Annotated in this window: 14 protein-coding genes and 11 pseudogenes; 16 read left to right on the top strand and 9 right to left on the bottom strand. The window is 56.8% G+C overall.

Annotated features, from left to right (window positions below; genetic code table 11):
- Positions 1–7: 7 nt before the first annotated feature.
- On the bottom strand, positions 8–1,219 hold the full coding sequence (locus SOPEG_RS19660; RefSeq protein WP_025246614.1) for an IS256-like element ISSoEn2 family transposase: 1,212 nt from the start codon (positions 1,217–1,219) through the stop codon (positions 8–10).
- Between the two features lie 95 nt (positions 1,220–1,314).
- Positions 1,315–2,237 (bottom strand): annotated as a pseudogene (locus SOPEG_RS19655) (IS5 family transposase).
- Between the two features lie 73 nt (positions 2,238–2,310).
- Between SOPEG_RS19655 and SOPEG_RS30045 the strand changes: the two are divergent.
- A pseudogene (locus SOPEG_RS30045) lies at positions 2,311–2,412 on the top strand (CsbD family protein); the annotation flags it as partial.
- 241 nt (positions 2,413–2,653) lie between these two features.
- Complete coding sequence (locus SOPEG_RS19650; RefSeq protein WP_025246612.1) at positions 2,654–3,862, top strand: IS256-like element ISSoEn2 family transposase; 1,209 nt, start codon at positions 2,654–2,656, stop codon at positions 3,860–3,862.
- Positions 3,863–3,897: 35 nt separating this feature from the next.
- Here the strand turns inward: SOPEG_RS19650 and SOPEG_RS19645 are convergent.
- A pseudogene (locus SOPEG_RS19645) lies at positions 3,898–4,296 on the bottom strand (glutathione S-transferase); the annotation flags it as partial.
- Between the two features lie 329 nt (positions 4,297–4,625).
- Here SOPEG_RS19645 and SOPEG_RS31030 point away from each other — a divergent pair.
- A pseudogene (locus tag SOPEG_RS31030) lies at positions 4,626–5,594 on the top strand (alpha/beta hydrolase).
- A 302-nt stretch (positions 5,595–5,896) separates the two neighbouring features.
- Positions 5,897–6,941: pseudogene (locus SOPEG_RS26750) on the top strand (MFS transporter); the annotation flags it as partial.
- On the opposite strand, the pseudogene SOPEG_RS25490 reads toward SOPEG_RS26750, so the two are convergent.
- A pseudogene (locus tag SOPEG_RS25490) lies at positions 6,939–7,142 on the bottom strand (queuosine precursor transporter); the annotation flags it as partial. The pseudogenes SOPEG_RS26750 and SOPEG_RS25490 sit on opposite strands and share 3 nt — an antisense overlap.
- 195 nt (positions 7,143–7,337) lie before the next feature.
- On the opposite strand from SOPEG_RS25490, the gene tusA reads away from it, so the two are divergent.
- Positions 7,338–7,592, top strand: coding sequence for a sulfurtransferase TusA (gene tusA / locus SOPEG_RS19630; RefSeq protein WP_025246610.1), 255 nt, complete (start codon positions 7,338–7,340; stop codon positions 7,590–7,592).
- A gap of 27 nt (positions 7,593–7,619) precedes the next feature.
- Here the strand turns inward: tusA and SOPEG_RS19625 are convergent, their stop codons facing one another.
- Positions 7,620–8,240: a lysoplasmalogenase gene (locus SOPEG_RS19625; protein ID WP_025246609.1), complete on the bottom strand. Its 621-nt coding sequence runs from the start codon at positions 8,238–8,240 to the stop codon at positions 7,620–7,622.
- 205 nt (positions 8,241–8,445) lie between these two features.
- Between SOPEG_RS19625 and SOPEG_RS19620 the strand changes: the two genes are divergently transcribed.
- The gene (locus SOPEG_RS19620; RefSeq protein WP_025246608.1) at positions 8,446–8,766 is read left to right on the top strand and encodes a DUF1820 family protein; all 321 of its coding nucleotides are present in this window, start codon (positions 8,446–8,448) and stop codon (positions 8,764–8,766) included.
- 75 nt (positions 8,767–8,841) lie between these two features.
- Here SOPEG_RS19620 and SOPEG_RS19615 read toward each other — a convergent pair whose 3' ends face one another.
- Both SOPEG_RS19615 and rsmD read right to left on the bottom strand, forming a co-directional pair.
- Positions 8,842–9,129 (bottom strand): DUF1145 family protein, encoded by a 288-nt coding sequence (locus tag SOPEG_RS19615; RefSeq protein ID WP_025246607.1) that lies wholly within the window; start codon positions 9,127–9,129, stop codon positions 8,842–8,844.
- On the bottom strand, positions 9,119–9,724 hold the full coding sequence (rsmD, locus tag SOPEG_RS19610; RefSeq protein ID WP_025246606.1) for a 16S rRNA (guanine(966)-N(2))-methyltransferase: 606 nt from the start codon (positions 9,722–9,724) through the stop codon (positions 9,119–9,121). The genes SOPEG_RS19615 and rsmD overlap by 11 nt, the downstream gene beginning before the upstream one ends.
- 229 nt (positions 9,725–9,953) lie before the next feature.
- Between rsmD and ftsY the strand changes: the two genes are divergently transcribed.
- The 4 genes from ftsY to rpoH all read left to right on the top strand — a co-directional run bounded on the left by ftsY (position 9,954) and on the right by rpoH (position 14,103).
- On the top strand, positions 9,954–11,408 hold the full coding sequence (ftsY, locus tag SOPEG_RS19605) for a signal recognition particle-docking protein FtsY (protein ID WP_025246605.1): 1,455 nt from the start codon (positions 9,954–9,956) through the stop codon (positions 11,406–11,408).
- Between the two features lie 6 nt (positions 11,409–11,414).
- Positions 11,415–12,083 (top strand): cell division ATP-binding protein FtsE, encoded by a 669-nt coding sequence (gene ftsE / locus SOPEG_RS19600; protein WP_025246604.1) that lies wholly within the window; start codon positions 11,415–11,417, stop codon positions 12,081–12,083.
- Complete coding sequence (gene ftsX / locus SOPEG_RS19595) at positions 12,073–13,089, top strand: permease-like cell division protein FtsX (RefSeq protein ID WP_025246603.1); 1,017 nt, start codon at positions 12,073–12,075, stop codon at positions 13,087–13,089. Before ftsE ends, ftsX begins: the two co-directional genes overlap by 11 nt.
- A 156-nt stretch (positions 13,090–13,245) precedes the next feature.
- Positions 13,246–14,103, top strand: coding sequence for an RNA polymerase sigma factor RpoH (gene rpoH, locus SOPEG_RS19590; RefSeq protein WP_025246602.1), 858 nt, complete (start codon positions 13,246–13,248; stop codon positions 14,101–14,103).
- A gap of 315 nt (positions 14,104–14,418) precedes the next feature.
- Here the strand turns inward: rpoH and panM are convergent, their stop codons facing one another.
- Positions 14,419–14,817 (bottom strand): aspartate 1-decarboxylase autocleavage activator PanM, encoded by a 399-nt coding sequence (panM, locus tag SOPEG_RS19585; RefSeq protein ID WP_025246601.1) that lies wholly within the window; start codon positions 14,815–14,817, stop codon positions 14,419–14,421.
- Positions 14,818–15,098: 281 nt separating this feature from the next.
- Here panM and SOPEG_RS19580 point away from each other — a divergent pair.
- From SOPEG_RS19580 to istB, 3 genes and pseudogenes are all read left to right on the top strand, one after another.
- A pseudogene (locus SOPEG_RS19580) lies at positions 15,099–15,452 on the top strand (sn-glycerol-3-phosphate ABC transporter substrate-binding protein UgpB); the annotation flags it as partial.
- 168 nt (positions 15,453–15,620) lie between these two features.
- Positions 15,621–17,171, top strand: a complete 1,551-nt coding sequence (gene istA, locus SOPEG_RS19575) for an IS21-like element ISSoEn3 family transposase (protein ID WP_081743071.1) — start codon at positions 15,621–15,623, stop codon at positions 17,169–17,171.
- 11 nt (positions 17,172–17,182) lie between these two features.
- Positions 17,183–17,931 (top strand): annotated as a pseudogene (istB, locus tag SOPEG_RS19570) (IS21-like element ISSoEn3 family helper ATPase IstB).
- Positions 17,932–18,058: 127 nt separating this feature from the next.
- Here the strand turns inward: istB and SOPEG_RS19565 are convergent.
- Positions 18,059–19,267: an IS256-like element ISSoEn2 family transposase gene (locus SOPEG_RS19565; RefSeq protein WP_038469104.1), complete on the bottom strand. Its 1,209-nt coding sequence runs from the start codon at positions 19,265–19,267 to the stop codon at positions 18,059–18,061.
- A 106-nt stretch (positions 19,268–19,373) separates the two neighbouring features.
- On the opposite strand from SOPEG_RS19565, the pseudogene ugpB reads away from it, so the two are divergent.
- From ugpB to SOPEG_RS27975, 3 pseudogenes are all read left to right on the top strand, one after another.
- A pseudogene (gene ugpB / locus SOPEG_RS19560) lies at positions 19,374–20,303 on the top strand (sn-glycerol-3-phosphate ABC transporter substrate-binding protein UgpB); the annotation flags it as partial.
- A 57-nt stretch (positions 20,304–20,360) separates the two neighbouring features.
- Positions 20,361–20,730: pseudogene (locus SOPEG_RS27980) on the top strand (ABC transporter permease); the annotation flags it as partial.
- Positions 20,706–21,017: pseudogene (locus SOPEG_RS27975) on the top strand (ABC transporter permease subunit); the annotation flags it as partial. The pseudogenes SOPEG_RS27980 and SOPEG_RS27975, both read left to right, overlap by 25 nt.
- Between the last annotated feature and the right edge of the window lie 6 nt (positions 21,018–21,023).

The raw sequence follows: 21,023 nt of genomic DNA, 5'->3' as shown, positions 1-21,023 counted from the left end.
CCTTTTCTCAGAAGTGACCGTCCAGGCGGTCACCGAACTCGATAATAAAGCGGCTCATTGCCATGCGCCAGTCCCTCAAAGGCATTGTCCATTTCTGTGAGGCCGCCTGTATCGCCAGCCACACCACCTTTTTCACTGCGTCGTCGGTCGGGAACACCTTGCGCTTTTTGATGGCATGCCGGATCACGCTGTTTAACGACTCGATGGCGTTGGTCGTGTAGATCACCTTGCGGATGTCCGTTGGGTAGGCAAAGAACGTGGCCAGATTGGCCCAGTTTGTCTGCCAGCTTCGACTTATTTGCGGGTAGCGGATGTCCCAGGCACTGGAGAACGCTTCCAGCGCCTGCAAGCCGGCTTCTTCCGTAGGGGCCTGATAGATAGCTTTCAGGTCGCGGGTGACGGCCTTGTAGTCCTTCCAGGAGACGAACCGCAGGCTGTTGCGCACCATATGTACGATACACAGCTGGAGCCGCGCCTCCGGATAATACACCGCGTTAATAGCGTCAGGGAAACCTTTCAGCCCGTCTACGCAGGCGATAAGGATATCGTTCAGGCCGCGGTTTTTCAGCTCTGTCAGCACGTTCAGCCAGAACTTTGCGCCTTCATTTTCGGCCAGCCACATACCTAGCAACTCTTTCAGGCCTTCGATGTTGATGTCCAGCGCCAGGAACACAGATTTGTTGATGATGCGGCTGTCCTGCCGGACTTTTAGAACGATACAGTCAAGATAAACAATGGGATAGACTGCATCCAGAGGCCGGTTTTGCCATTCAACAACCTGCTCCATGACCGCATCGGTGACCTTTGAGACCAGCACCGGCGAGACATCGGCGTCATACAGCTCTTTGAACGCGGCGGCGATCTCGCGGGTGGTCATCCCTTTGGCGTACAACGATAAAATCTGGTTATCCATCCCGGTAATCCGGGTCTGGTTCTTCTTCACCAGTTGCGGTTCAAAGGAACCGTCACGATCGCGCGGAGTACGCAGCGCCAGCGGGCCATCGCCAGTGGTAACGGTTTTTGTGGAATAGCCGTTGCGGGCGTTGGTCCCCGGTTTAGGCTGATTTTTATCGTAGCCGAGGTGATGGGTCATTTCGGCATTGAGAGCTGCTTCGACGCTGATTTTTTTCAGCAGCCGATCGAAGTGACTGAGATCTTCAGGGGTTTTGAGATTTTTGGCCAGTTCGTTAGCCAGAGCCTGCAACTGTTTTTCGTCCATAAATTAACCTGTTTTTGATGTTGGATTGAACATATCAAAATCAGGCAAATACACAAATTTCTAAACAGGCTCCTTCCTCCCTATCAGGGCGATTGTTACATGATGCGGACGCTGTTTGGCATTCCTAACAGTGTGATCCGGTTAAGTGCTTTAACCATTGCCATGCCTCACCTACCTGCGCGTCATAGTCATGCAGACTCAGATGACCACCCAGAAGTGTTTTAAACCGGAACATGGCCGTTTCAGCCAGTGAACGCCGGTGATAACCTACTTTCTTTTTCCAGGTATCGTTATTGCCGCTCAGATGCTGATTTGCCACCGCATGGTTACGCTCATAGTATCGAGCTGGCCAATATTGCGCACCACTTCGCGGTGGGATAAGCGGCTTTATTTTTTTCCTCAGCAGAGCATCATGACAGTAACGCGTATCGTAAGCACTGTCAGCCGACGCTTCCCTGATTTTCCGGTGGGTTTGGTTAATCAGCCCGGGCAGCGCCTGCGCATCTGTCGTACCGCTTAGCGATAAATCGGCACAGATAATTTCATGTGTCACACTATCTACTGCCAGATGAAGCTTGCGCCATACTTTGCGCCTCTCAGCCCCATGCTGCCTGACTTTCCATTCGCCTTCGCCGAAGACTTTCAGGCCGGTGCCATCGATGACCAGGTGTGAGATTTCGCCGCGGGTTGGCGTTTTTATGCTGATGTCGACGGTTTTTGCTCGCCGGCTGACCAGAGAGTAATCTGGGCAGCGCAGCGACAGCCCCATCAGTTTAAAAATTGAGTCAACGAAACCCTGTAACGCCCGGAGCGAAAGGTTAAACACGCGCTTTATCATCAGAACCGTGGTAATGGCCATATCGGTGTAGTGAAGCGGCCGACCACGATGTTCAGGTGGTGTACTCTCAGTCCATGCAGCAATGGCTGACTCATCAAGCCATACTGTCAGGTCCCCCCGCTGCCTGAGCGCATTGTTGTATGCGGGCCAGTTGGTAATTTTAAACTTTTGCTTTGCCATGGGGACCTGATGTTGAAACGAATGTAGTGATCAAAGCCGCCAGTCACCTAAAAGTTCGATTTATTCAACAAAGCCTCAATTAGTCGGTAAAATCCAGGAACGCTACGGCTACGGCAAAGACGCGGCCGAAACCGAAGTGAAAGATTGGGAAACCCGTAATAAATATCGTTGGTAAGCGGTTTCAGGTCATAATAAAGGGTGGGTTAGCATAAGCGCTTTCCCACCGAAGGGTTCCTACCCAAAGGTACAGGGATGTACCACCTGGCTGCTAGTGCGGGGCACTTATTTATGACGTATAATGTTGGCTATAGCTCAAGATGATGTTTCTCCTCTCTATTAGATGAGAGCCTGTTTAGAAATTTGTGTATTTGCCTGATTTTGATATGTTCAATCCAACATCAAAAACAGGTTAATTTATGAACGAAAAACAGTTGCAGGCTCTGGCTAACGAACTGGCCAAAAATCTCAAAACCCCTGAAGATCTCAGTCACTTCGATCGGCTGCTGAAAAAAATCAGCGTCGAAGCAGCTCTCAATGCCGAAATGACCCATCACCTCGGCTACGATAAAAATCAGCCTAAACCGGGGACCAACGCCCGCAACGGCTATTCCACAAAAACCGTTACCACTGGCGATGGCCCGCTGGCGCTGCGTACTCCGCGCGATCGTGACGGTTCCTTTGAACCGCAACTGGTGAAGAAGAACCAGACCCGGATTACCGGGATGGATAACCAGATTTTATCGTTGTACGCCAAAGGGATGACCACCCGCGAGATCGCCGCCGCGTTCAAAGAGCTGTATGACGCCGATGTCTCGCCGGCGCTGGTCTCAAAGGTCACCGATGCGGTCATGGAGCAGGTTGTCGAATGGCAAAACCGGCCTCTGGATGCAGTCTATCCCATTGTTTATCTTGACTGTATCGTTCTAAAAGTCCGGCAGGACAGCCGCATCATCAACAAATCTGTGTTCCTGGCGTTGGGCATCAACATCGAAGGCCAGAAAGAGTTGCTAGGTATGTGGCTGGCCGAAAATGAAGGCGCAAAGTTCTGGCTGAACGTGCTGACAGAGCTGAAAAACCGCGGCCTGAACGATATCCTTATCGCCTGCGTAGACGGGCTGAAAGATTTCCCTGACGCTATTAACGCGGTGTATCCGGAGGCGCGGCTCCAGCTGTGTATCGTACATATGGTGCGCAACAGCCTGCGGTTCGTCTCCTGGAAGGACTACAAGGCCGTCACCCGCGACCTGAAAGCTATCTATCAGGCCCCTACGGAAGAAGCCGGCTTGCAGGCGCTGGAAGCGTTCTCCAGTGCCTGGGACATCCGCTACCCGCAAATAAGTCGAAGCTGGCAGGCAAACTGGGCCAATCTGGCCACGTTCTTTGCCTACCCAACGGACATCCGCAAGGTGATCTACACGACCAACGCCATCGAGTCGTTAAACAGCGTGATCCGGCATGCCATCAAAAAACGCAAGGTGTTCCCGACCGACGACGCAGTGAAAAAGGTGGTGTGGCTGGCGATACAGGCGGCCTCACAGAAATGGACAATGTCTTTGAGGGACTGGCGCATGGCAATGAGCCGCTTTATTATCGAGTTCGGTGACCGCCTGGACGGTCACTTCTGAGAAAAGGCATTTACACAGAATCGTGTACAGGGTCGCGCCTGGCCAATAGCCTGCGCATCCCGCTCGCCGGCGGCGGTTCTGACCACCCGCCAGAATACGGGGGCGGTGAAATTGAGCGCGACGTTGATTTTGGCCCACTCGGCCCATTTATCCACCTGCGCCCGGGCCTGATGTTCCGCTGGCCAAAAATCCAAAGCGCCGTAGCGGCCGGCCAGATATCGCAGAATCGCTCCGGTTTCCCATAGGGGGGCGCCCTTATCGTCACGGATGACGGGCACGGTGCCGTTGGGGTTCATGGCTAAAAACGCCGCAGTATCGTTGCCGCCATAGCGATGGCAGATATCGTAGCGGACAAACGGTAACCCGATCTCGCCTATGCACCACATCAATGCCTGCACATTGGAGGACGTCTTTCTGCCCCAAATCTCAATCATGCCTGTTCCCCCGTGCTAAAGGTACCGTCAGTGCATTATAAAGGGCTTTCGCCGGGCCTCTTGGTGTAAGCACAGGTTCCGCGCCGCGCCCAACGCCCAACGCCTAACGCCCAACGCCCAACGCCCAAGGCTAAAAGCTTAAAGCCGTACGTCCAATGCCAAACGATAACGCCGTGCCCCGAAGCTCTTACGCTACGCGCGGCGCGCGTCTACCGAATCTCGTACGCCCAACGTTAAGCGCCGAACGCCAGGTCAAACGCGTAACGGCAGGCAATCTTGGGCCGCCGTACTACGCTTTAAAAGACACATCCCTCTGCCAGGAGACGATAATGAATCAATCCCCGATAAAACCGGAACAGGCCCGCACCGATCGTCACGTTGAAGCCTTTCTGCGAGCCTTGAACGCTGCCGATGCCCCCCCCCCCGGTGGAAAGTCTGCCGCCGGCGCAAGTCCGTCAAGTGCTCACTGACGCACAAAAGTCGGTCGCCATTGATATGAGCGGCGTTGAGGAATCGGAGCAGATTATCACCGTCGACGGTCAGCCGTTGAGCCTGAATATCGTTCGTCCGGCCAACACCGCCGGCGCGCTACCGGCTTTCGTTTTTTTCCACGGCGGCGGCTGGGTACTCGGCGATTATTTTACCCACAAGCGTTTGGTGCGCGATCTGGTGGTCGCCAGCGGCGCCGTGGGGGGGTTGTCAATTATACCCCTCGCCGGAGGCGCGTTATCCGGTCGCAATTAATCAGGCCTACGCCGCGACGCGCTGGGTGGCTGAGCACGGTAACGCTATTGATGTCGACGGCACGCGTCTGGCCGTGGCGGGAAACAGCGTCGGCGACCGTTGTCAGCCTGATGGCGAAAGAGCACGGTACACCTTCCCTCGCCTGTCAAATCCTGCTGTGGCCCGTAACGGACGCGAATTTTGCCACCGATTCGTATCAGCGCTACCCGGAAGGGTATTTCCTGACCAAAGGCATGATGGAATGGTTCTGGGACAACTACACCACCGATCCGGCCCAGCGCCAGGAAATCACCGCCTCGCCGCTGCGTGCGCTGCCGGAACAGCTAGCCGGTTTGCCGCCGGCACTGGTGCAGGTGGCGGAGTATGACGTCTTGCACGATGGAGGGGTGGCCTATGCGCGCAAACTGAATGAGGCGGGCGTTGCCACGACCCTTGTGACCTACGGCGGGCTTATCCATGACTATGGGTTGCTCAATCCTCTCGCACAGGTTCCCGGCGTACAAAGCGCACTTTTGCAGGCGGCCGCCGTGCTCAAGGCCTATCTAGCCCGCTGAGCGGCCCGCGCGTGAGCGGTGGGGGATGTCGCCTTTCCCCGGTAACATCCGAGCCTGCCCTTAGCGCGTTCGTCAACGCCGCGTTTGCCCGCCAAAATCGGCATTTTTCCGCGCCGGCGCGCGCCGCTCAAGCAGCGCGTCAGCGGCGTCAAAGCCGCTGACGCCTGATAAAGCTGCGTCAAAACGGCAACAATTTGGTCAGATGTACCATGATCCAAGCCACACTTTTTGTTATACATGTCAACCATGTGTCGGGTGGGGTATGTCTCCGCCGTTAATTTGTCCTTTGCCGCGAGTTTTCGATGCCCTCACCAGGATCTTCTCCCCAACCGGTTACCCGCGGGTGGCGTCTTACCCTGCGTATTCTTTCTGTGGTGGTGTTCAACTTCGTTAACTATCTCACCATCGGCTTGCCTCTCGCCGTTTTACCGGGTTATGTGCATGATCATATGGGATATAGCGCCTTTTGGGCGGGGCTGGTAGTCAGTTTGCAATACCTGGCGACGCTGCTTAGCCGGCCTTACGCCGGGCGCTATGCCGACCGGGTCGGCCCTAAGCGCATTGTTGTGCTCGGGCTGGGCGGCTGCCTGCTGAGCGGCGTGTGTTATCTTTTGTCGCTGTGGACTGAGTCCCTGCCGGTAATGGCGCTGACGCTTTCGTGTGCGGGGCGGGTGATTCTTGGGCTCAGCCAAAGTTTTGTCGGCACCGGTGCGACGCTTTGAGGCGTGGGCGCGGTGGGGTCCCAGCCATATCGGCCGGGTCATCTCGTGGAACGGCGTCGCCAGCTATGGCGCCCTGGCCGTTGGCGCGCCGCTTGGGGTGTGGCTGCATCACCTGGGCGGGCTAGGGCTGCTCTCCGCGGTCATTATCTTGATTGCGGGGGTCGCTATCGGCTTCGCGTTGCCGCGGTCGACGGTTAAAACCCTTGCTGGCAAGAAAATTCCCTTTAGCGCCGCTTTTGTCGGCACCCGGCTGCTGTTTCCCAACAGCATTAACCGCTACGGCGGTTTGCTGGTCTCGTTAGTGTGCTATACGGTCGAGATTATCGGCCTGTTGCTGGTCTGGCTAGCGCCGTCGCCGTTCACCGCTCAACTCGGCGCGCTGCTAACCGGAACCGGTTTCTCGTTGGTGTCCCCGGCGCTGGGCATTGTGGCCATGAAACAGGTTCCGGCGCAGAACCAAGGCAGCGCGCTGGCGACGTTCACCGCCTTTATGGATTTGGCGTTGGGTATAGTCGGCCCGCTGGCGGGGATGCTGATGGCGCGCGCCGGGGCCGCTTCCATTTATCTCGCCGCCGCCCTGCTGGTGTTTGCGGGGCTGCTCATGACCTTGTCCCTGCGCCGGCGCCAGCGGGGCGCCAAAAATCCGTACCGTCAAGTCGGTGGCGAGAAAGATGAAAGGAAAGCTAAACGCGCCCCAGGTCGTGGTGAAGCCAAAAATCGATACCGGCAGCTGCACCAGGTAATTACTTGATGTAATAATCAACAAATGAAACAGCGCCAGCCCTATCAAGGCGTGCAGCCGCTGCCGTGGCGAAAATCTGAACATGATGTAACCTTTCTAAACAATGGGGTGAGGGAACCCAGAATGCCCAGCGCATTTTTTCAGCACGCGGCGCACATGATACTGTTTTGCACCGTCAATGCAACGGGAGAATCGTTTAACCGCTGCGCCGCTTGCAGCTGTCGTTTACCAGCGTAAACTGGCGGCCCGATGCTTTAAAGATTAATGTGGAATTCATGTATGTCTGATGCTTTTGCCGCCGTGGATCAAACCCTGGACGCTCGCGGCCTGCGATGCCCCGAACCCATGATGATGGTGCGTAAAGCCGTGCGCCATATGGCCGACGGGCAGACCTTGCTTATTATCGCCGACGATCCGGCCACCACCCGCGATATTCCCGGCTTTTGCCGGTTCATGGAGCATACCCTGCTGGCGCAGGCCACGGAACAGCTGCCTTACCGCTACCTGTTGCGTAAGGGGTTGACGGCGGCCTGACGGCCCACGGCCGCGCACCAGGACGCGTCAAAGATACAGCGAGCGCACAATCAGAAAATGGCCGGCGAAGTAGCACGCGGCGATAAACGCGCGGGCGGCATCGAACGGGAAGCGGCAATGACTGATTAACCACACGCTCGCCGCCACCAGCAGCAAAGCGGTTCCCGTCAGCAGTGAGAGGGTGTAATCGTTGCCGAGCTGGAAATATTGTTCGCCCGCGATCCATACCATCAAAAGCGTGACGCCAATATAGGTGCACACGGGCCAGCGTAACTCGTCAAGCCGGGACCAGAGCAACATAATCAGCACCGCGCCGAGGATCAGCAGCGTCAGCGGCAACGGCCAGAATATCGCCAGCGTCATATGGCTGGCGAAACCAATGGTGTACAGTACTTGGCAGAGAAAAAACGCGCCGACGGCGTAAAGTAGCCGTTCGCTCGACAGCATTAGCAGCGCGCTGCCGGACAGCGTGGCCAGCAGGCCAAGGATGATCAAATAGCCGGTGGCGGTGAGGCCTGGCGCCTGCCAGGCGAGCGCCAGCAGCAGCGTGATGGGCTGAAACAGCCAGCGCTGCCAGACCGGTCCACGGTAAGAGGCGTCCACGTACAGCCATCCCGAGAAGACTACTGCCATAAAAGACCAAAGCATTGGCGTTCCTTTTGGTGCGTGGTGAGTAAATGTCGGCGATCTGGCCCGTGATGGCGGCCGTCTGGAGCATCGCGCAACGGCGCTGGCGTGTCCTGACTTTGACATCCTTGTCGAGGCAGATGCGCGTTGTCGGTCATCATGCTATGTTAGCGCCACTTTTTTCCTGCGCAATTCATGCGTACACATTGCGGGAGACAGCAGGCTTATGAGCAGCGAGCAGCCTATTTATCGTATTCAGTTTATTAATAATGGAAAAAATTATCAGTTATTTGTACGTGAGCTGAGTCAAAGCCCCCTGTTCGGCTTTATCGAAATCGGCGATTTTGTGTTCAGCAGCCACGGCAGCCTGGTGGTCGACCCCTCCGAAGAAAAACTGAAGACGGAGTTCAGCGGCGTTAGCCGCAGTTACATTCCGCTGCAGGCGGTCATTCGTATCGACGTCGTGACGGAAAGGGGCAGCGCCCGCATTTTCGATCTGGGCGATAACGTGACGATGTTTCCCTATTTGCCCGGTAAAAAACCGTAATCCTTCGGCAAGATACCGTTAAACCGTCGTTGCCCCGTCCGCGGGGCGTTGGTGTTTCGGCGTAGTCTTGAGGCGTTAGCGACCGCGGCCAGCGGGGCGCTGTGCCCGCTGCTTTTTCTGCCAGGCGACCATTTCAAACACGCCGAAAAGAAACACCCGCGTCTGAAAAGCGGCGCTGGGTTTGGCCTCATCTTTGGTCAGCGTGGCTTTCAGTAGCGTCAGTTGCAGCGCATGCATTGCCACCATGAAAAAAAGACCAATATCAAGGAAATATTTCAGTGGTTTAGGGAACGGTTGAATCAGGTTGAACAACAAAAATCCCCATACCATCAGCATTAACAGACGGCCCAAATTAATCAGTATAATAGTGCTTCTCCGGCGTAGCGTGACGGATGTAGAGCCGGTACGCTACTTGCCCGGCGATTTTTTCCCGATGTAGCTGCCAGTGGGGCGGCACTTCGGGAGAGGGGCCTTCCGTTTCGGTTTCAATGTAAATCCAGGCGTCGTCGGCCAGACGCCGGTGCCGCTCCAGAGTGGCCACGGTGTTGGTTATCATGCCTTGCCGGAAGGGGGGATCGATAAAGACCACATTGAACGCATCACCCGGCTGTGCGAGCCAGCGCAGGCTGTCGGCGGTGATGACCTGACCCTGCTGCGCCTGCAATACCTGCAGATTCTTGGTGAGCTGCGCGCTGACCGCACGATCCTGCTCCAGCAGCGTGACGCTGGCGGCACCGTGCGAAAGCGCCTCCAGACCCAACGCGCCGCTGCCGGCGAAACAATCCAGGCAGCGCGCCTCCTGAATAACGGGCGCCAGCCAGTTGAACAGCGTCTCACGCACGCGATCGGTGGTCGGCCTCAGACCCGGGCTGTTGGGCACCGGCAGCTTACGACCGCGCCAGCGCCCGCCGATGATACGAATTTGTCCGGCGGAGCGGGCGGTATTGTTATTTGCCATAGATATCTTGTTACGAGTCAAAGCGCGTAAAGACCACAACGAATGTCAACGATGGTCTATTCTAGCGGGGCAAAGAGGCGGGGGAAATGGTAATTCGCATTTGATTTGTCCCGTAAGACAAAACCCTGCCGCGACGCATGTTGCCCGCCGGGGTAAAGTGGTAAACTCTGAGTATTATCAGACAGGTTATTTATCCGCCCTCTATCTTGGGCGAGGAGTGTAGTCGCAAATGGCAAAAGAGAAAAAACGCGGTTTCCTTTCCTGGTTAGGCTTTAACCGTCAGGACGATGACGCGATCAGCGAGCCGGAAGCCGGACGGGAGACCGACGCCACCGGCGCCGGGGGCGAAACCGACTCGCCAGTTGCTACCACCGCGGCGCGCGGGGAGGCGGCGGATGCCGACGAAGAGGCGTTAGCGGAGGCGAAGGCGCAAACGCCCGCCGCTGAGCGGCCCTCGGCACCGGATGTCCCCGCCCGCGAGCGTGACGCACAGCGCATCGCCGCTGAAATTGTGTCTCTTACCGAACAGGTGGCGACGCGGCGGAGCCACGCCGACGCCGGCGATAAAACGCCGATGGCCGCTGCTTCTGCCGCCGCGCCCTCCGAAGACGACGCCGTCGCCTCGTCGATCGTGATTGCCGATGCCGCGGCGCCGGAAAACCGTCAGGATGCCAGCGCGGCGCTAATATTGGCCGCAGATGTCATCCCCTATGAGGATACCGTACCGCGGCCGGCGGAAGACGGCGTGCCTCCGGCGCCCGAGCGCGCCGGATTCTTTGCCCGACTGAAAAACAGTCTGGTGAAGACGCGACAGAACTTGGGATCCGGATTTATCGGATTGTTCCGCGGCAAGAAAATCGATGATGATTTGTTCGAGGAATTGGAAGAGCAATTGCTGGTCGCCGACGTGGGCGTCGATACCACGCGCAAAATAATCGAGGGTTTGACTGCCCATGCCGAACGCCGCCATCTTAAGGACGCCGAAGCGCTGTACAGCCAATTGCGCGTGGATATGGCGGCCATCCTCGGTAATGTCGAGCGGCCGCTGGAGGTGACGGGCAAGACGCCGTTCGTTATCCTGATGGTCGGCGTTAACGGCGTGGGGAAAACCACCACCATTGGCAAACTCGCCCGGCAATATCAGGCCGAAGGCAAAAGCGTCATGCTGGCGGCGGGGGATACCTTCCGCGCCGCGGCGGTGGAGCAGCTTCAGGTCTGGGGCGAGCGCAACCGTATCCCGGTGGTGGCGCAACAGACCGGCGCCGACTCCACGTCGGTTATCTTCGACGCAATCCAGGCGGCCAAAGCGCGCGGTATTGATGTGCTGATAGCGGATACCGCGGGGCGGTTGCAGAATAAAGCGTACCTGATGGACGAGCTGAAGAAAATCGTTCGGGTAATGAAAAAGCTGGACGTTGAGGCCCCCCATGAGGTTATGCTGACCCTCGATGCCAGCACCGGGCAGAATGCTGTCAGCCAAACCAACTTATTCAGTGACGCGGTGGGACTGACCGGCATCGCGCTGACCAAATTGGACGGCACCGCCAAAGGCGGGGTCATTTTTGCCGTGGCGGACCGCTTCGGTATCCCGATTCGCTATATTGGCGTAGGGGAGGGTATTGAGGATTTGCGGCCGTTTAAAGCCGACGATTTTATTGAGGCACTTTTTGCCCGAGAGGATTAAAAAAGGATGATTCGCGTTGAACAAGTCAGCAAAGCCTATCTTGGCGGACGACAGGCGCTGCAAGGGGTGGATTTTCACCTCCGTCCGGCTGAGATGGCGTTTCTGACCGGCCATTCCGGGGCGGGGAAAAGTACCCTGCTGAAACTGATATGCGGCATAGAGCGCCCGAGCGCGGGGCATATTTTATTTGGCGGTCACGATATCAGCCGGCTGAAAAACAGCGAAATCCCGTTTCTGCGCCGTCAGATCGGGATGATCTTTCAAGATCATCATCTGCTCATGGACCGGACCGTTTATGACAATGTGGCGATGCCGCTGGTGATCGCCGGCGCCAGCCTTGAGAATATCCGCCGCCGGGTCTCGGCGGCGCTGGATAAAGTCGGCCTGCTGGATAAAGCGCGCAATTTCCCGGTGCAATTATCGGGCGGCGAACAGCAGCGCATCGGCATTGCCCGCGCTGTGGTCAACAAGCCGGCGGTGTTGCTGGCGGACGAGCCGACGGGCAACTTGGACGACGCGCTGTCCGAGGGCATATTGCGTCTGTTTGAAGAATTTAACCGCGTCGGCGTGACGGTGCTGATGACGACTCACGATACCGGGCTGATTGCGCGCCGGAATTACCGTATCTTTACGCTCAATCAGGGAAGAATGTCCGGGGGCGTCCATGGCGAATAAATTCAACCGGCCCACGCGCGCGAACAAGCCGGCAAAAGCGCCGCGCTTGCAGACGGCGGGGGGGGCGAAAGCGGCGAAATCCAAGGTGCTGCGCGGTGGTTGGAAGCAGCAGTGGCGCTATGTCTGGCTGAATACGCTGGCGGATATGGGGCGTCAGCCGCTGGCTACGCTGTTAACCGTGATGGTGATTGCCATTTCATTGACGTTGCCCAGTTTATGTTATCTGGTATGGAAAAACGTCAGCCAGGCGGCGGAGCAGTGGTACCTCACGCCACAGCTGACGGTGTACCTGGATAAAGTGCTGGATGACGATGCCGCCTTGAAGGTGATTGGCGTCCTCAAGCTGGAGGGCGGCGTCGCCAAGGTCAACTACCTTTCGCGCGAAGAGGCGATGGGCGAGTTCCGCAACTGGTCGGGCTTTGGCGGCGCGATGGACATGCTGGAGGAAAATCCGCTGCCGGCGGTGGCCATTATCACGCCAAAGGTCAATTTCCAGAGCGCCGACACGCTTAAGACGCTGCGCGACCGTGTCGCCGCCACCCAAGGCGTGGACGAGGTGCGCATGGACGACAGCTGGTTCGCCCGTCTGGCGGCGTTGACCGGCCTGGTCGGCAAGGTCTCCGCCATGATAGGTATCCTGATGGTCATCGCGGTTTTCCTGGTTATCGGCAACAGCATCCGTCTGAGTATTTTCAGCCGGCGCGATACCATCAACGTCATGAAATTGATCGGCGCCACCGATGGGTTTATCCTAAGGCCCTTTTTAAACGGCGGGTCGCTGCTGGGGCTGGGCGGCGCGGTGCTGTCGCTGATTTTGTCAGGCACACTGGTCTGGCAGCTCGAATCGGTGGTGGCGAACGTGGCGGCGGTGTTTGGCACCACGTTCGTGCTGCACGGCTTGAGCTGGGATGAAGCCATCCTCTTGCTGCTGATTTCGTCCATGATCGGTTGGCTTGCGGCCTGGCTGGCGACGGTACAACATTTACGCCGGTTTACACCTGACTAACATTTTTTTGGTATAATAAGATCGGGATAAAGGCCGCGGTTGCTGAACTCACCGACGGGATCGTGGTCTTATTATCGGCCGTTCAATAACGGGAAGTCGCGTCCTGGTGCGGGCTTTCTGTAGAACGGCGTCCAAGTTTCTAGCGAGAGGTCATGAATGATCAAAGATATGCAAGTTTTAGCCTATGTTTCCCAGGGCAGTCTGGAAGCCTATGTCAGGGTCGCCAATGCCTATCCGATGCTGACGGCGGAGGAAGAGCGGGCGCTGGCTGAACGGTTGCATTACCAGGGCGATTTGGAGGCGGCCAAGCAGCTGATCCTGTCTCACCTGCGCTTTGTTGTTCATATTGCGCGTAACTATTCCGGTTACGGCCTGCCTCAGGCTGACCTGATTCAGGAAGGCAACATCGGCCTGATGAAAGCCGTCCGCCGTTTCAACCCGGAAGTGGGCGTGCGGCTGGTGTCGTTTGCGGTCCACTGGATCAAGGCGGAAATCCACGAATACGTGCTGCGCAACTGGCGTATTGTGAAAGTGGCGACCACCAAGGCGCAGCGCAAGCTGTTCTTTAACCTGCGTAAAACCAAGCAGCGCCTGGGCTGGTTTAACCAGGACGAAGTGGAAATGGTGGCTAAAGAGCTGGGCGTGACCAGCAAGGATGTCCGTGAAATGGAGTCCCGCATGGCCGCGCAGGATATGACCTTCGATCCCACGCCGGAAGATGACACCCGCGAAGGGCAGCCGATGGCGCCCATGCTTTACCTACAGGACAAATCGTCCGATTTCGCCGACGGCATTGAAGAGGACAACTGGGACGATCACGCCGCCGACAAGCTGAGCGCGGCGCTGGAGGGTCTCGATGAGCGCAGCCAGGACATCATCCGCGCGCGCTGGCTGGATGACGACAACAAAAGCACGCTGCAGGAGCTGGCCGATCGGTACGGGGTTTCCGCGGAGCGCGTGCGCCAGCTTGAAAAAAATGCCATGAAGAAAATGCGTCTGGCGATTGAGGCCTGACGACAGTACGGCGATTTCCCGCTGCACGCGTAGCGTAACGAGCGCATCGCCTACAGCCATACGCGACGCTCACAGCCGATGGATTTTCATCGGCTGTTTTTTTTCTGCGTGGCGCCAGGCCAGGGGGCGTAAAGCGGCAATGTGGCATCAACCCCTGCGCCCTGCTGCTGGGCGGTGCCAAGGCGGCTTGGCGGGCGCGGATGTGTGGTGGTTAGGAAAACGGGCTCAGCTGGCGGTCGGCGGCGGGGGATTTGCGGTCATGGAAGGGGGTATAGACCGCCAGTTCGGTGTCCGGCGATCGACCGCGGCGGGCGGTTAGCGCTGATGCCAGCCGTCGGGCTCTTCGTGAAAGCCGCAGGAGGTCATGAATTTCCCCATTAGGGCGGCATCCTCCAGCGGTTGTTGATTGCTAAGCCACCAATAGATGATACCGGGCATCTGGCGACGGGTTTCATCCAATAGATAAAGGCCAACGCCGCGCCGACGGGTTTCCGGCCGCACGCGCAGTCCCACTAGCCGGCCCTCACCCCAGGCGGCATCTATCTCGACCCGCACCGCCCCTAACAGCCGATCGTTGAACCGCGCGACGAACAGCGCGTTGGAGCCGGTAAGCTGGTGGTGTAGCGCGTCGACATCCACGGCAGGCCAAATCTTTGCCAGATCAAGCTTATCCTGGGGGCTTAATACCGTCAGCCGTTCAATCGTCAGTTTCATGGGTTCCTTACAGCCGTTACCATTATCCCGATTCGCATGTAGAGGCGAAGATCGTCGGCGACAGTATAGCGCACTTACCGCCGTTTACCGCACGATATCCTGCCGCCGGCGCCCTCGCCATCATCAATCCCCCCATCCTCTGGCCGTCACGGCGCTGTCACGCCGACGTTATTTTTCTGTCATCTTGGCATGTCATGTTACAGGCCGTTAATGACTTCAGGTTTCAGAAGAACGGCATGGTAAACCCCTTTGTCCGCACTGCGTCGCTTTGCGCCGTGCTTATGTTGGTCGTCAGTCAAATCGCCTGGGCGGTAACGGAAATTCCGTTCTGGCATGCCATGGAAGGTGAACTGGGAAAAGAGGTGGAGAGCCTGGCCACCCGTTTCAACCAGACACACCCGGATTATCGCATCGTGCCGGTTTATAAGGGCGCTTACCCGCAAGAGCTGGCTGCCGGCATCGCCGCCTGGCGCACCGGCAATGCGCCGGCTATTCTGCAAGTTTACGAGGTAGGTACCGCCACAATGATGGCTAGCCACGCCATCAAACCGGTTTATCAGGTATTCAGCGACGCCGGCATTAATAATGACGAATCCGCCTTTGTGCCGGCGGTGCCGGGCTATTACAGCGACAGTTGCTGGTTCCGGTCACATCCGATCACTGATTCCGATTTCACCCGATCACTAATTCTGATTTCATCCGATCACTGATTCCGGTCGCCCGATCAGCGATTCCGATTCTGTCCGATCGCTCATCTTCTGTTCCGCCATACTCTGGAGACTTTTAGCTTCCGGGGGCATGGCATGGCACGTAAAAAGAAGAAAGCGAGAACGGAAATGTGCATCTATATTAATATCTTACGTATGAAATTCGAGCAGCGTCGCTCGAATCGCACTATCGCAGCAGCGCTCGGCATAGGCTATACTACCGTGCACGATATCCTCGGCCGATTCACGGTAGCTAACCTGGTCTGGCCATTGCCGGCGGAACTGTCCCCCGTCGACCTCGACCGCCTGCTCTATCCCGGCAAATCCGGAAAAGTTATCAATACTTTACCCAGCTGGCTTGATATCGATACCGAGTTAAGCCGCAAGGGCATGACCAAGCAGCTGCTCTGGATGGAATATCAGTCCGCCGTGGGCGGTGATGCCCTCGGTTACTCACAGTTTTGTGCACTGTTCCGTGACTGGAAAAAGAAGCAGCGGCGTTCCATGCGCATGGAGCACAAGGCTGGCGAAAAGCTCTTCATCGACTTCTGTGGCCCCACCGTACCTATCGTCAACCCTGCGACCGGTAGCGTACGCCAGGTCGCTATCTTCGTCACTGCCATGGGCGTGTCAGGCTATGCGTATATCGAAGCCTGCGAAGGCCAGGACATGGCATCGTGGCTCAACGCCAATAGCCGCTGCCTGCACTTCATGGGTGGGGTTCCGGAGCTGATGATACCTGATAATCTGCGCAGCGCTGTCAGCACCCCTGACCGCTATGAGCCGGTCATAAACCAGAGCTACCAGGCGCTGGCAAATCACTATGAGACAGTGGTGCTACCGGCGCGCCCGAGAAAACCGAAAGACAAGGCGAAGGCAGAATCAACTGTGCAGCTGGTAGAACGCTGGGTTTTGGCCCGGTTGCGTAAACGTAGGTTCTACTCGCTGGCCGAACTCAACCAGGTGATACGAGAACTCAATCATGAGTTGAATCTGCGCCCGATGCGTCATTACGGCGGACAAAGTCGCCTTGAACGCTTCGAGCAGCTGGACAAACCGGCTCTTGGGCCTCTACCGCCCACACAATGGGAATACAGTGAGTATCTCGTTGCCCGAGTGGGACCTGATTACCACATAGACTACGGCAAAAACTGGTACTCGGTGCCGCATCCGCTGGTTGGCGAGCGCGTTGACGTCATCGCCACCCAACGGCTGGTGCAAATCCACCATAAGGGCGTCTGCGTGGCTACGCACCCTCGCAGCGATAATGCCTATAGGCACACGACTCAGGCGGCGCACATGCCGGCTAACCATAAGGGGCAGAGTCAGTGGACGCCGGAAAGGCTGTGCAGTTGGGCGCTGTCGGTGGGTGTGTGCACACTGAAAGTGGTCGAGTCCATCCAAAAGAGCAAAGCCCATCCGGAGCAGGCTTACCGCTCCGTGCTGGGGCTACTCAATCTGCAACGGCGCTATGAGACGACGCGACTGGAGAAGGCCTGCGCGCTGGCGTTGGAGAAAGGGTGCATTAACCGCTCTTTCGTAGCCAACGTATTGAAACACGGTCGTGAAAGTGAGGTCACCCAGGACGGAGCCGGCGTATCAATGCTGGTTCACGAAAACCTCCGAGGTCCGGACAGTTATCACTAAGGAGAATAAATATGGATACACTGTTAATGGCTCTGCGAGAGCTGAAGTTGTCGGCAATGGTCCAGGCGTTGGAGACGCAACGCGAACTCCCGGGGAGTTATGGGGAGCTGGGGTTCGAGGAGCGGTTGTCGTTGATGGTAGAAGCGGAAAGTTTGCATAGAAAAAACAACAACATATACCGTATGCGACGGCAATCGCAAATGCGCTTGCAGGCAAAACCGGAAGATATCCGTTATATCCCTAGCCGAGGAGTGACACCGGAACAGATGCGAGATCTGCTAGGGGGACAATATCTGAAATATCAGAAAAGCATACTCATCACGGGGCCGACAGGTACGGGCAAAACCTGGCTCAGTTGTGCGCTTGGTGAGCAGGCATGCCGGCAGCAATATAGCGTGCGTTACTGGCGAGTGGGTCGGTTGCTGGCCCATCTTCACCAGTGTCAGGTAGACGGGACCTATATAAAATAGCTTAAGCAGTTAGAAAAAATAGAGTTACTGATCTTGGACGACGTGGGCCTAGAATCAATAAGTCCGATGCAGGCAACGATGCTGTTGGAGGTGATGGAAGATCGCTACGACAAAAGCAGCAGCATCCTGATCAGTCAACTGCCGGTGAAAAATGGTATGGACTGATAGAAAACCCCACGACAGCTGACGCGTTACTCGATCGGTTAGTACACCCCAGCTATAGACTGGAACTTAAAGGCGAATCACTACGCAAAGAGCAAGGAGTAGCCAGCACAGGAAAAATAGACTAAACTCGAGTCAGAAGATGAGCGAACACGTGATCGAATATCACTGGAATGGGTGATCGGAAAATATCGGAATAACTGATCGGATGTCGCCGGAACGACCCTGTACACGATTCTGTGTAAATGCCTTTTCTCAGAAGTGACCGTCCAGGCGGTCACCGAACTCGATAATAAAGCGGTTCATTGCCATGCGCCAGTCCCTCAAAGGCATTGTCCATTTCTGTGAGGCCGCCTGTATCGCCAGCCACACCACCTTTTTCACTGCGTCGTCGGTCGGGAACACCTTGCGCTTTTTGATGGCATGCCGGATCACGCTGTTTAACGACTCGATGGCGTTGGTCGCGTAGATCACCTTGCGGATGTCCGTTGGGTAGGCAAAGAACGTGGCCAGATTGGCCCAGTTTGCCTGCCAGCTTCGACTTATTTGCGGGTAGCGGATGTCCCAGGCACTGGAGAACGCTTCCAGCGCCTGCAAGCCGGCTTCTTCCGTAGGGGCCTGATAGATAGCTTTCAGGTCGCGGGTGACGGCCTTGTAGTCCTTCCAGGAGACGAACCGCAGGCTGTTGCGCACCATATGTACGATACACAGCTGGAGCCGCGCCTCCGGATACACCGCGTTAATAGCGTCAGGGAAACCTTTCAGCCCGTCTACGCAGGCGATAAGGATATCGTTCAGGCCGCGGTTTTTCAGCTCTGTCAGCACGTTCAGCCAGAACTTTGCGCCTTCATTTTCGGCCAGCCACATACCTAGCAACTCTTTCTGGCCTTCGATGTTGATGCCCAGCGCCAGGAACACAGATTTGTTGATGATGCGGCTGTCCTGCCGGACTTTTAGAACGATACAGTCAAGATAAACAATGGGATAGACTGCATCCAGAGGCCGGTTTTGCCATTCGACAACCTGCTCCATGACCGCATCGGTGACCTTTGAGACCAGCGCCGGCGAGACATCGGCGTCATACAGCTCTTTGAACGCGGCGGCGATCTCGCGGGTGGTCATCCCTTTGGCGTACAACGATAAAATCTGGTTATCCATCCCGGTAATCCGGGTCTGGTTCTTCTTCACCAGTTGCGGTTCAAAGGAACCGTCACGATCGCGCGGAGTACGCAGCGCCAGCGGGCCATCACCAGTGGTAACGGTTTTTGTGGAATAGCCGTTGCGGGCGTTGGTCCCCGGTTTAGGCTGATTTTTATCGTAGCCGAGGTGATGGGTCATTTCGGCATTGAGAGCTGCTTCGACGCTAATTTTTTTCAGCCGCCGATCGAAGTGACTGAGATCTTCAGGGGTTTTGAGATTTTTGGCCAGTTCGTTAGCCAGAGCCTGCAACTGTTTTTCGTCCATAAATTAACCTGTTTTTGATGTTGGATTGAACATATCAAAATCAGGCAAATACACAAATTTCTAAACAGGCTCGCCGGAACAGCTGATTGGATACGTCGGAATCTGCAACAGTAAAACCGGCCATCTTATCTCCCAGCCGTTCAACAGCTCCACGCCGGTGCTGTATTACAACAAAGACGCCTTTAAGCGAGCAGGGCTTGACCCCGAGCAGCAGCCGCAAACCTGGCAGCAATTGGCGGCGGACGCGGTCAAATTGCGCGAAGCCGGCCTGACCTGCGGTTATGCCAACGGCGGCTATCAGGGCTGGATCCAAATTGAAAACTTCAGCGCCTGGCACGGTTTACCGGTTGCGACCCAGGATAACGGTTTTGCCGGCGCCGATGCCCGGCTGGTGTTCAACGGTCCGCTACAGGTCAAACACATCCAGCGGCTGGCGGATATGCTCAAGAACGGCAGCAGCGGCTATTTCGGCCGCGATGACGCCTATATGGCGAAATTTTACGGCGGCGACTGCGGTATGGCCATTGGTTCCTCGGGCTCGCTGTCGACCGTGCGGCAGTACGCCAAATTCAATTATGTCGTCGGCATGATGCCCTATGATGCCGATGTGAAGGGCGCGCCGCAAAACGTGATGATTGGCGGCGCCAGCCTGTGGGTTATGGCCGGTAAGAGCCCGGAAACCTATCAGGGAGTAGCGCAATTTCTGCAATTCCTGGCCAAGCCGGAAATCGTTGCCGAATGGCATCAGCAAACCGGCTATCTGCCGGTGACCACCGCCGGTTATACGCTGAGCAAGCAACAGGGCTATTACGACCACAACCCCGGTGCCGATATCGCCATCCGCCAAATGATGAACAAACCGCCGCTACCGTTCACCAAAGGGATGCGCCTGGGCAATATGCCGCAGATCCGAACAGTGGTTGATGAGGAACTGGAGCGCGTTTGGAGCGGCAAGGCCACCCCTAAGTAGGCTCTGGATAACGCGGTGGCGCGTGGCGATCAATTGCTGCGTCGTTTTGAACAATCCACACATTAAACGCCGCCGCCCGCGCCATTGCCGCGCGGGCGTGACGACGCCATACGAGGGGGCATGATGACCGCCAGCCATCGCGGCTTCCGCCACCGTGCTTTGCCCTGGCTGCTGGTCCTGCCGCAGCTGGCGGTAACCGCGGTGTTTTTCCTTTGGCCGGCCGGTAAGGCGCTGTGGTATTCGCTGCAGGATGTCGATCCGTTCGGTCTGGTCGGCGGGTTTGCCGGTCTGGAAAATTTCCGCCGCTTGTTTGCCGATCTCGGCTATCTGGTGTCCTTTTGGCACCACGCTAGGGTTTAGCGGGCTGGTGACTGCCTGTGGGCTGCTATTGGCGCTGCTGTTTGCCGCGCTGGTCGATCATGTGCTGCGCGCCAAGCGGTTTTACCAAACGCTGTTGTTGCGGCCCTACGCGGTGGCGCCGGCCCGCTGCGCTTTTTGTGGGATATCCTACTGCCGTTGTCAAAAACCAATCTGGCGGCGCTGTTTGTGATCACCTTTATCTACGGCTGGAACCAATATCTCTGGCCGCTGCTGATTATTAACGACGCCTCGCTGGGTACGGCGGTGGAGGGCATACAGAGCATGATTGCCAGTGGGGACGGTACCACGCAATGGAATCAGGTGATGGCGGCGATGCTGTTAACCCTCATTGCGCCGGTGGCGATTGTGTTAGTCATGCAGCGTGCGTTCGTACGCGGTCTGGTCGACAGTGAGAAATAGCGCACT

It is taken from the genome of Candidatus Sodalis pierantonius str. SOPE, from assembly GCF_000517405.1.
Classification (GTDB): Bacteria; Pseudomonadota; Gammaproteobacteria; order Enterobacterales; family Enterobacteriaceae; genus Sodalis_C; species Sodalis_C pierantonii.
The sequence above is the reverse complement of the archived record's forward strand: the minus strand, read 5'-3'. Positions and strand labels throughout refer to the sequence as shown.

What these genes read in the sequence shown, in the direction of transcription:
- SOPEG_RS19660 (WP_025246614.1), bottom strand. Translation starts at nt 1,219, where the DNA reads ATGGACGAAAAACAGTTGCAGGCTCTGGCTAACGAACTGGCCAAAAAT.
- SOPEG_RS19650 (WP_025246612.1), top strand. Translation starts at nt 2,654, where the DNA reads ATGAACGAAAAACAGTTGCAGGCTCTGGCTAACGAACTGGCCAAAAAT.
- tusA (WP_025246610.1), top strand. Translation starts at nt 7,338, where the DNA reads ATGTCTGATGCTTTTGCCGCCGTGGATCAAACCCTGGACGCTCGCGGC.
- SOPEG_RS19625 (WP_025246609.1), bottom strand. Translation starts at nt 8,240, where the DNA reads ATGCTTTGGTCTTTTATGGCAGTAGTCTTCTCGGGATGGCTGTACGTG.
- SOPEG_RS19620 (WP_025246608.1), top strand. Translation starts at nt 8,446, where the DNA reads ATGAGCAGCGAGCAGCCTATTTATCGTATTCAGTTTATTAATAATGGA.
- rsmD (WP_025246606.1), bottom strand. Translation starts at nt 9,724, where the DNA reads ATGGCAAATAACAATACCGCCCGCTCCGCCGGACAAATTCGTATCATC.
- ftsY (WP_025246605.1), top strand. Translation starts at nt 9,954, where the DNA reads ATGGCAAAAGAGAAAAAACGCGGTTTCCTTTCCTGGTTAGGCTTTAAC.
- ftsE (WP_025246604.1), top strand. Translation starts at nt 11,415, where the DNA reads ATGATTCGCGTTGAACAAGTCAGCAAAGCCTATCTTGGCGGACGACAG.
- ftsX (WP_025246603.1), top strand. Translation starts at nt 12,073, where the DNA reads ATGGCGAATAAATTCAACCGGCCCACGCGCGCGAACAAGCCGGCAAAA.
- rpoH (WP_025246602.1), top strand. Translation starts at nt 13,246, where the DNA reads ATGATCAAAGATATGCAAGTTTTAGCCTATGTTTCCCAGGGCAGTCTG.
- panM (WP_025246601.1), bottom strand. Translation starts at nt 14,817, where the DNA reads ATGAAACTGACGATTGAACGGCTGACGGTATTAAGCCCCCAGGATAAG.
- istA (WP_081743071.1), top strand. Translation starts at nt 15,621, where the DNA reads ATGGCACGTAAAAAGAAGAAAGCGAGAACGGAAATGTGCATCTATATT.
- SOPEG_RS19565 (WP_038469104.1), bottom strand. Translation starts at nt 19,267, where the DNA reads ATGGACGAAAAACAGTTGCAGGCTCTGGCTAACGAACTGGCCAAAAAT.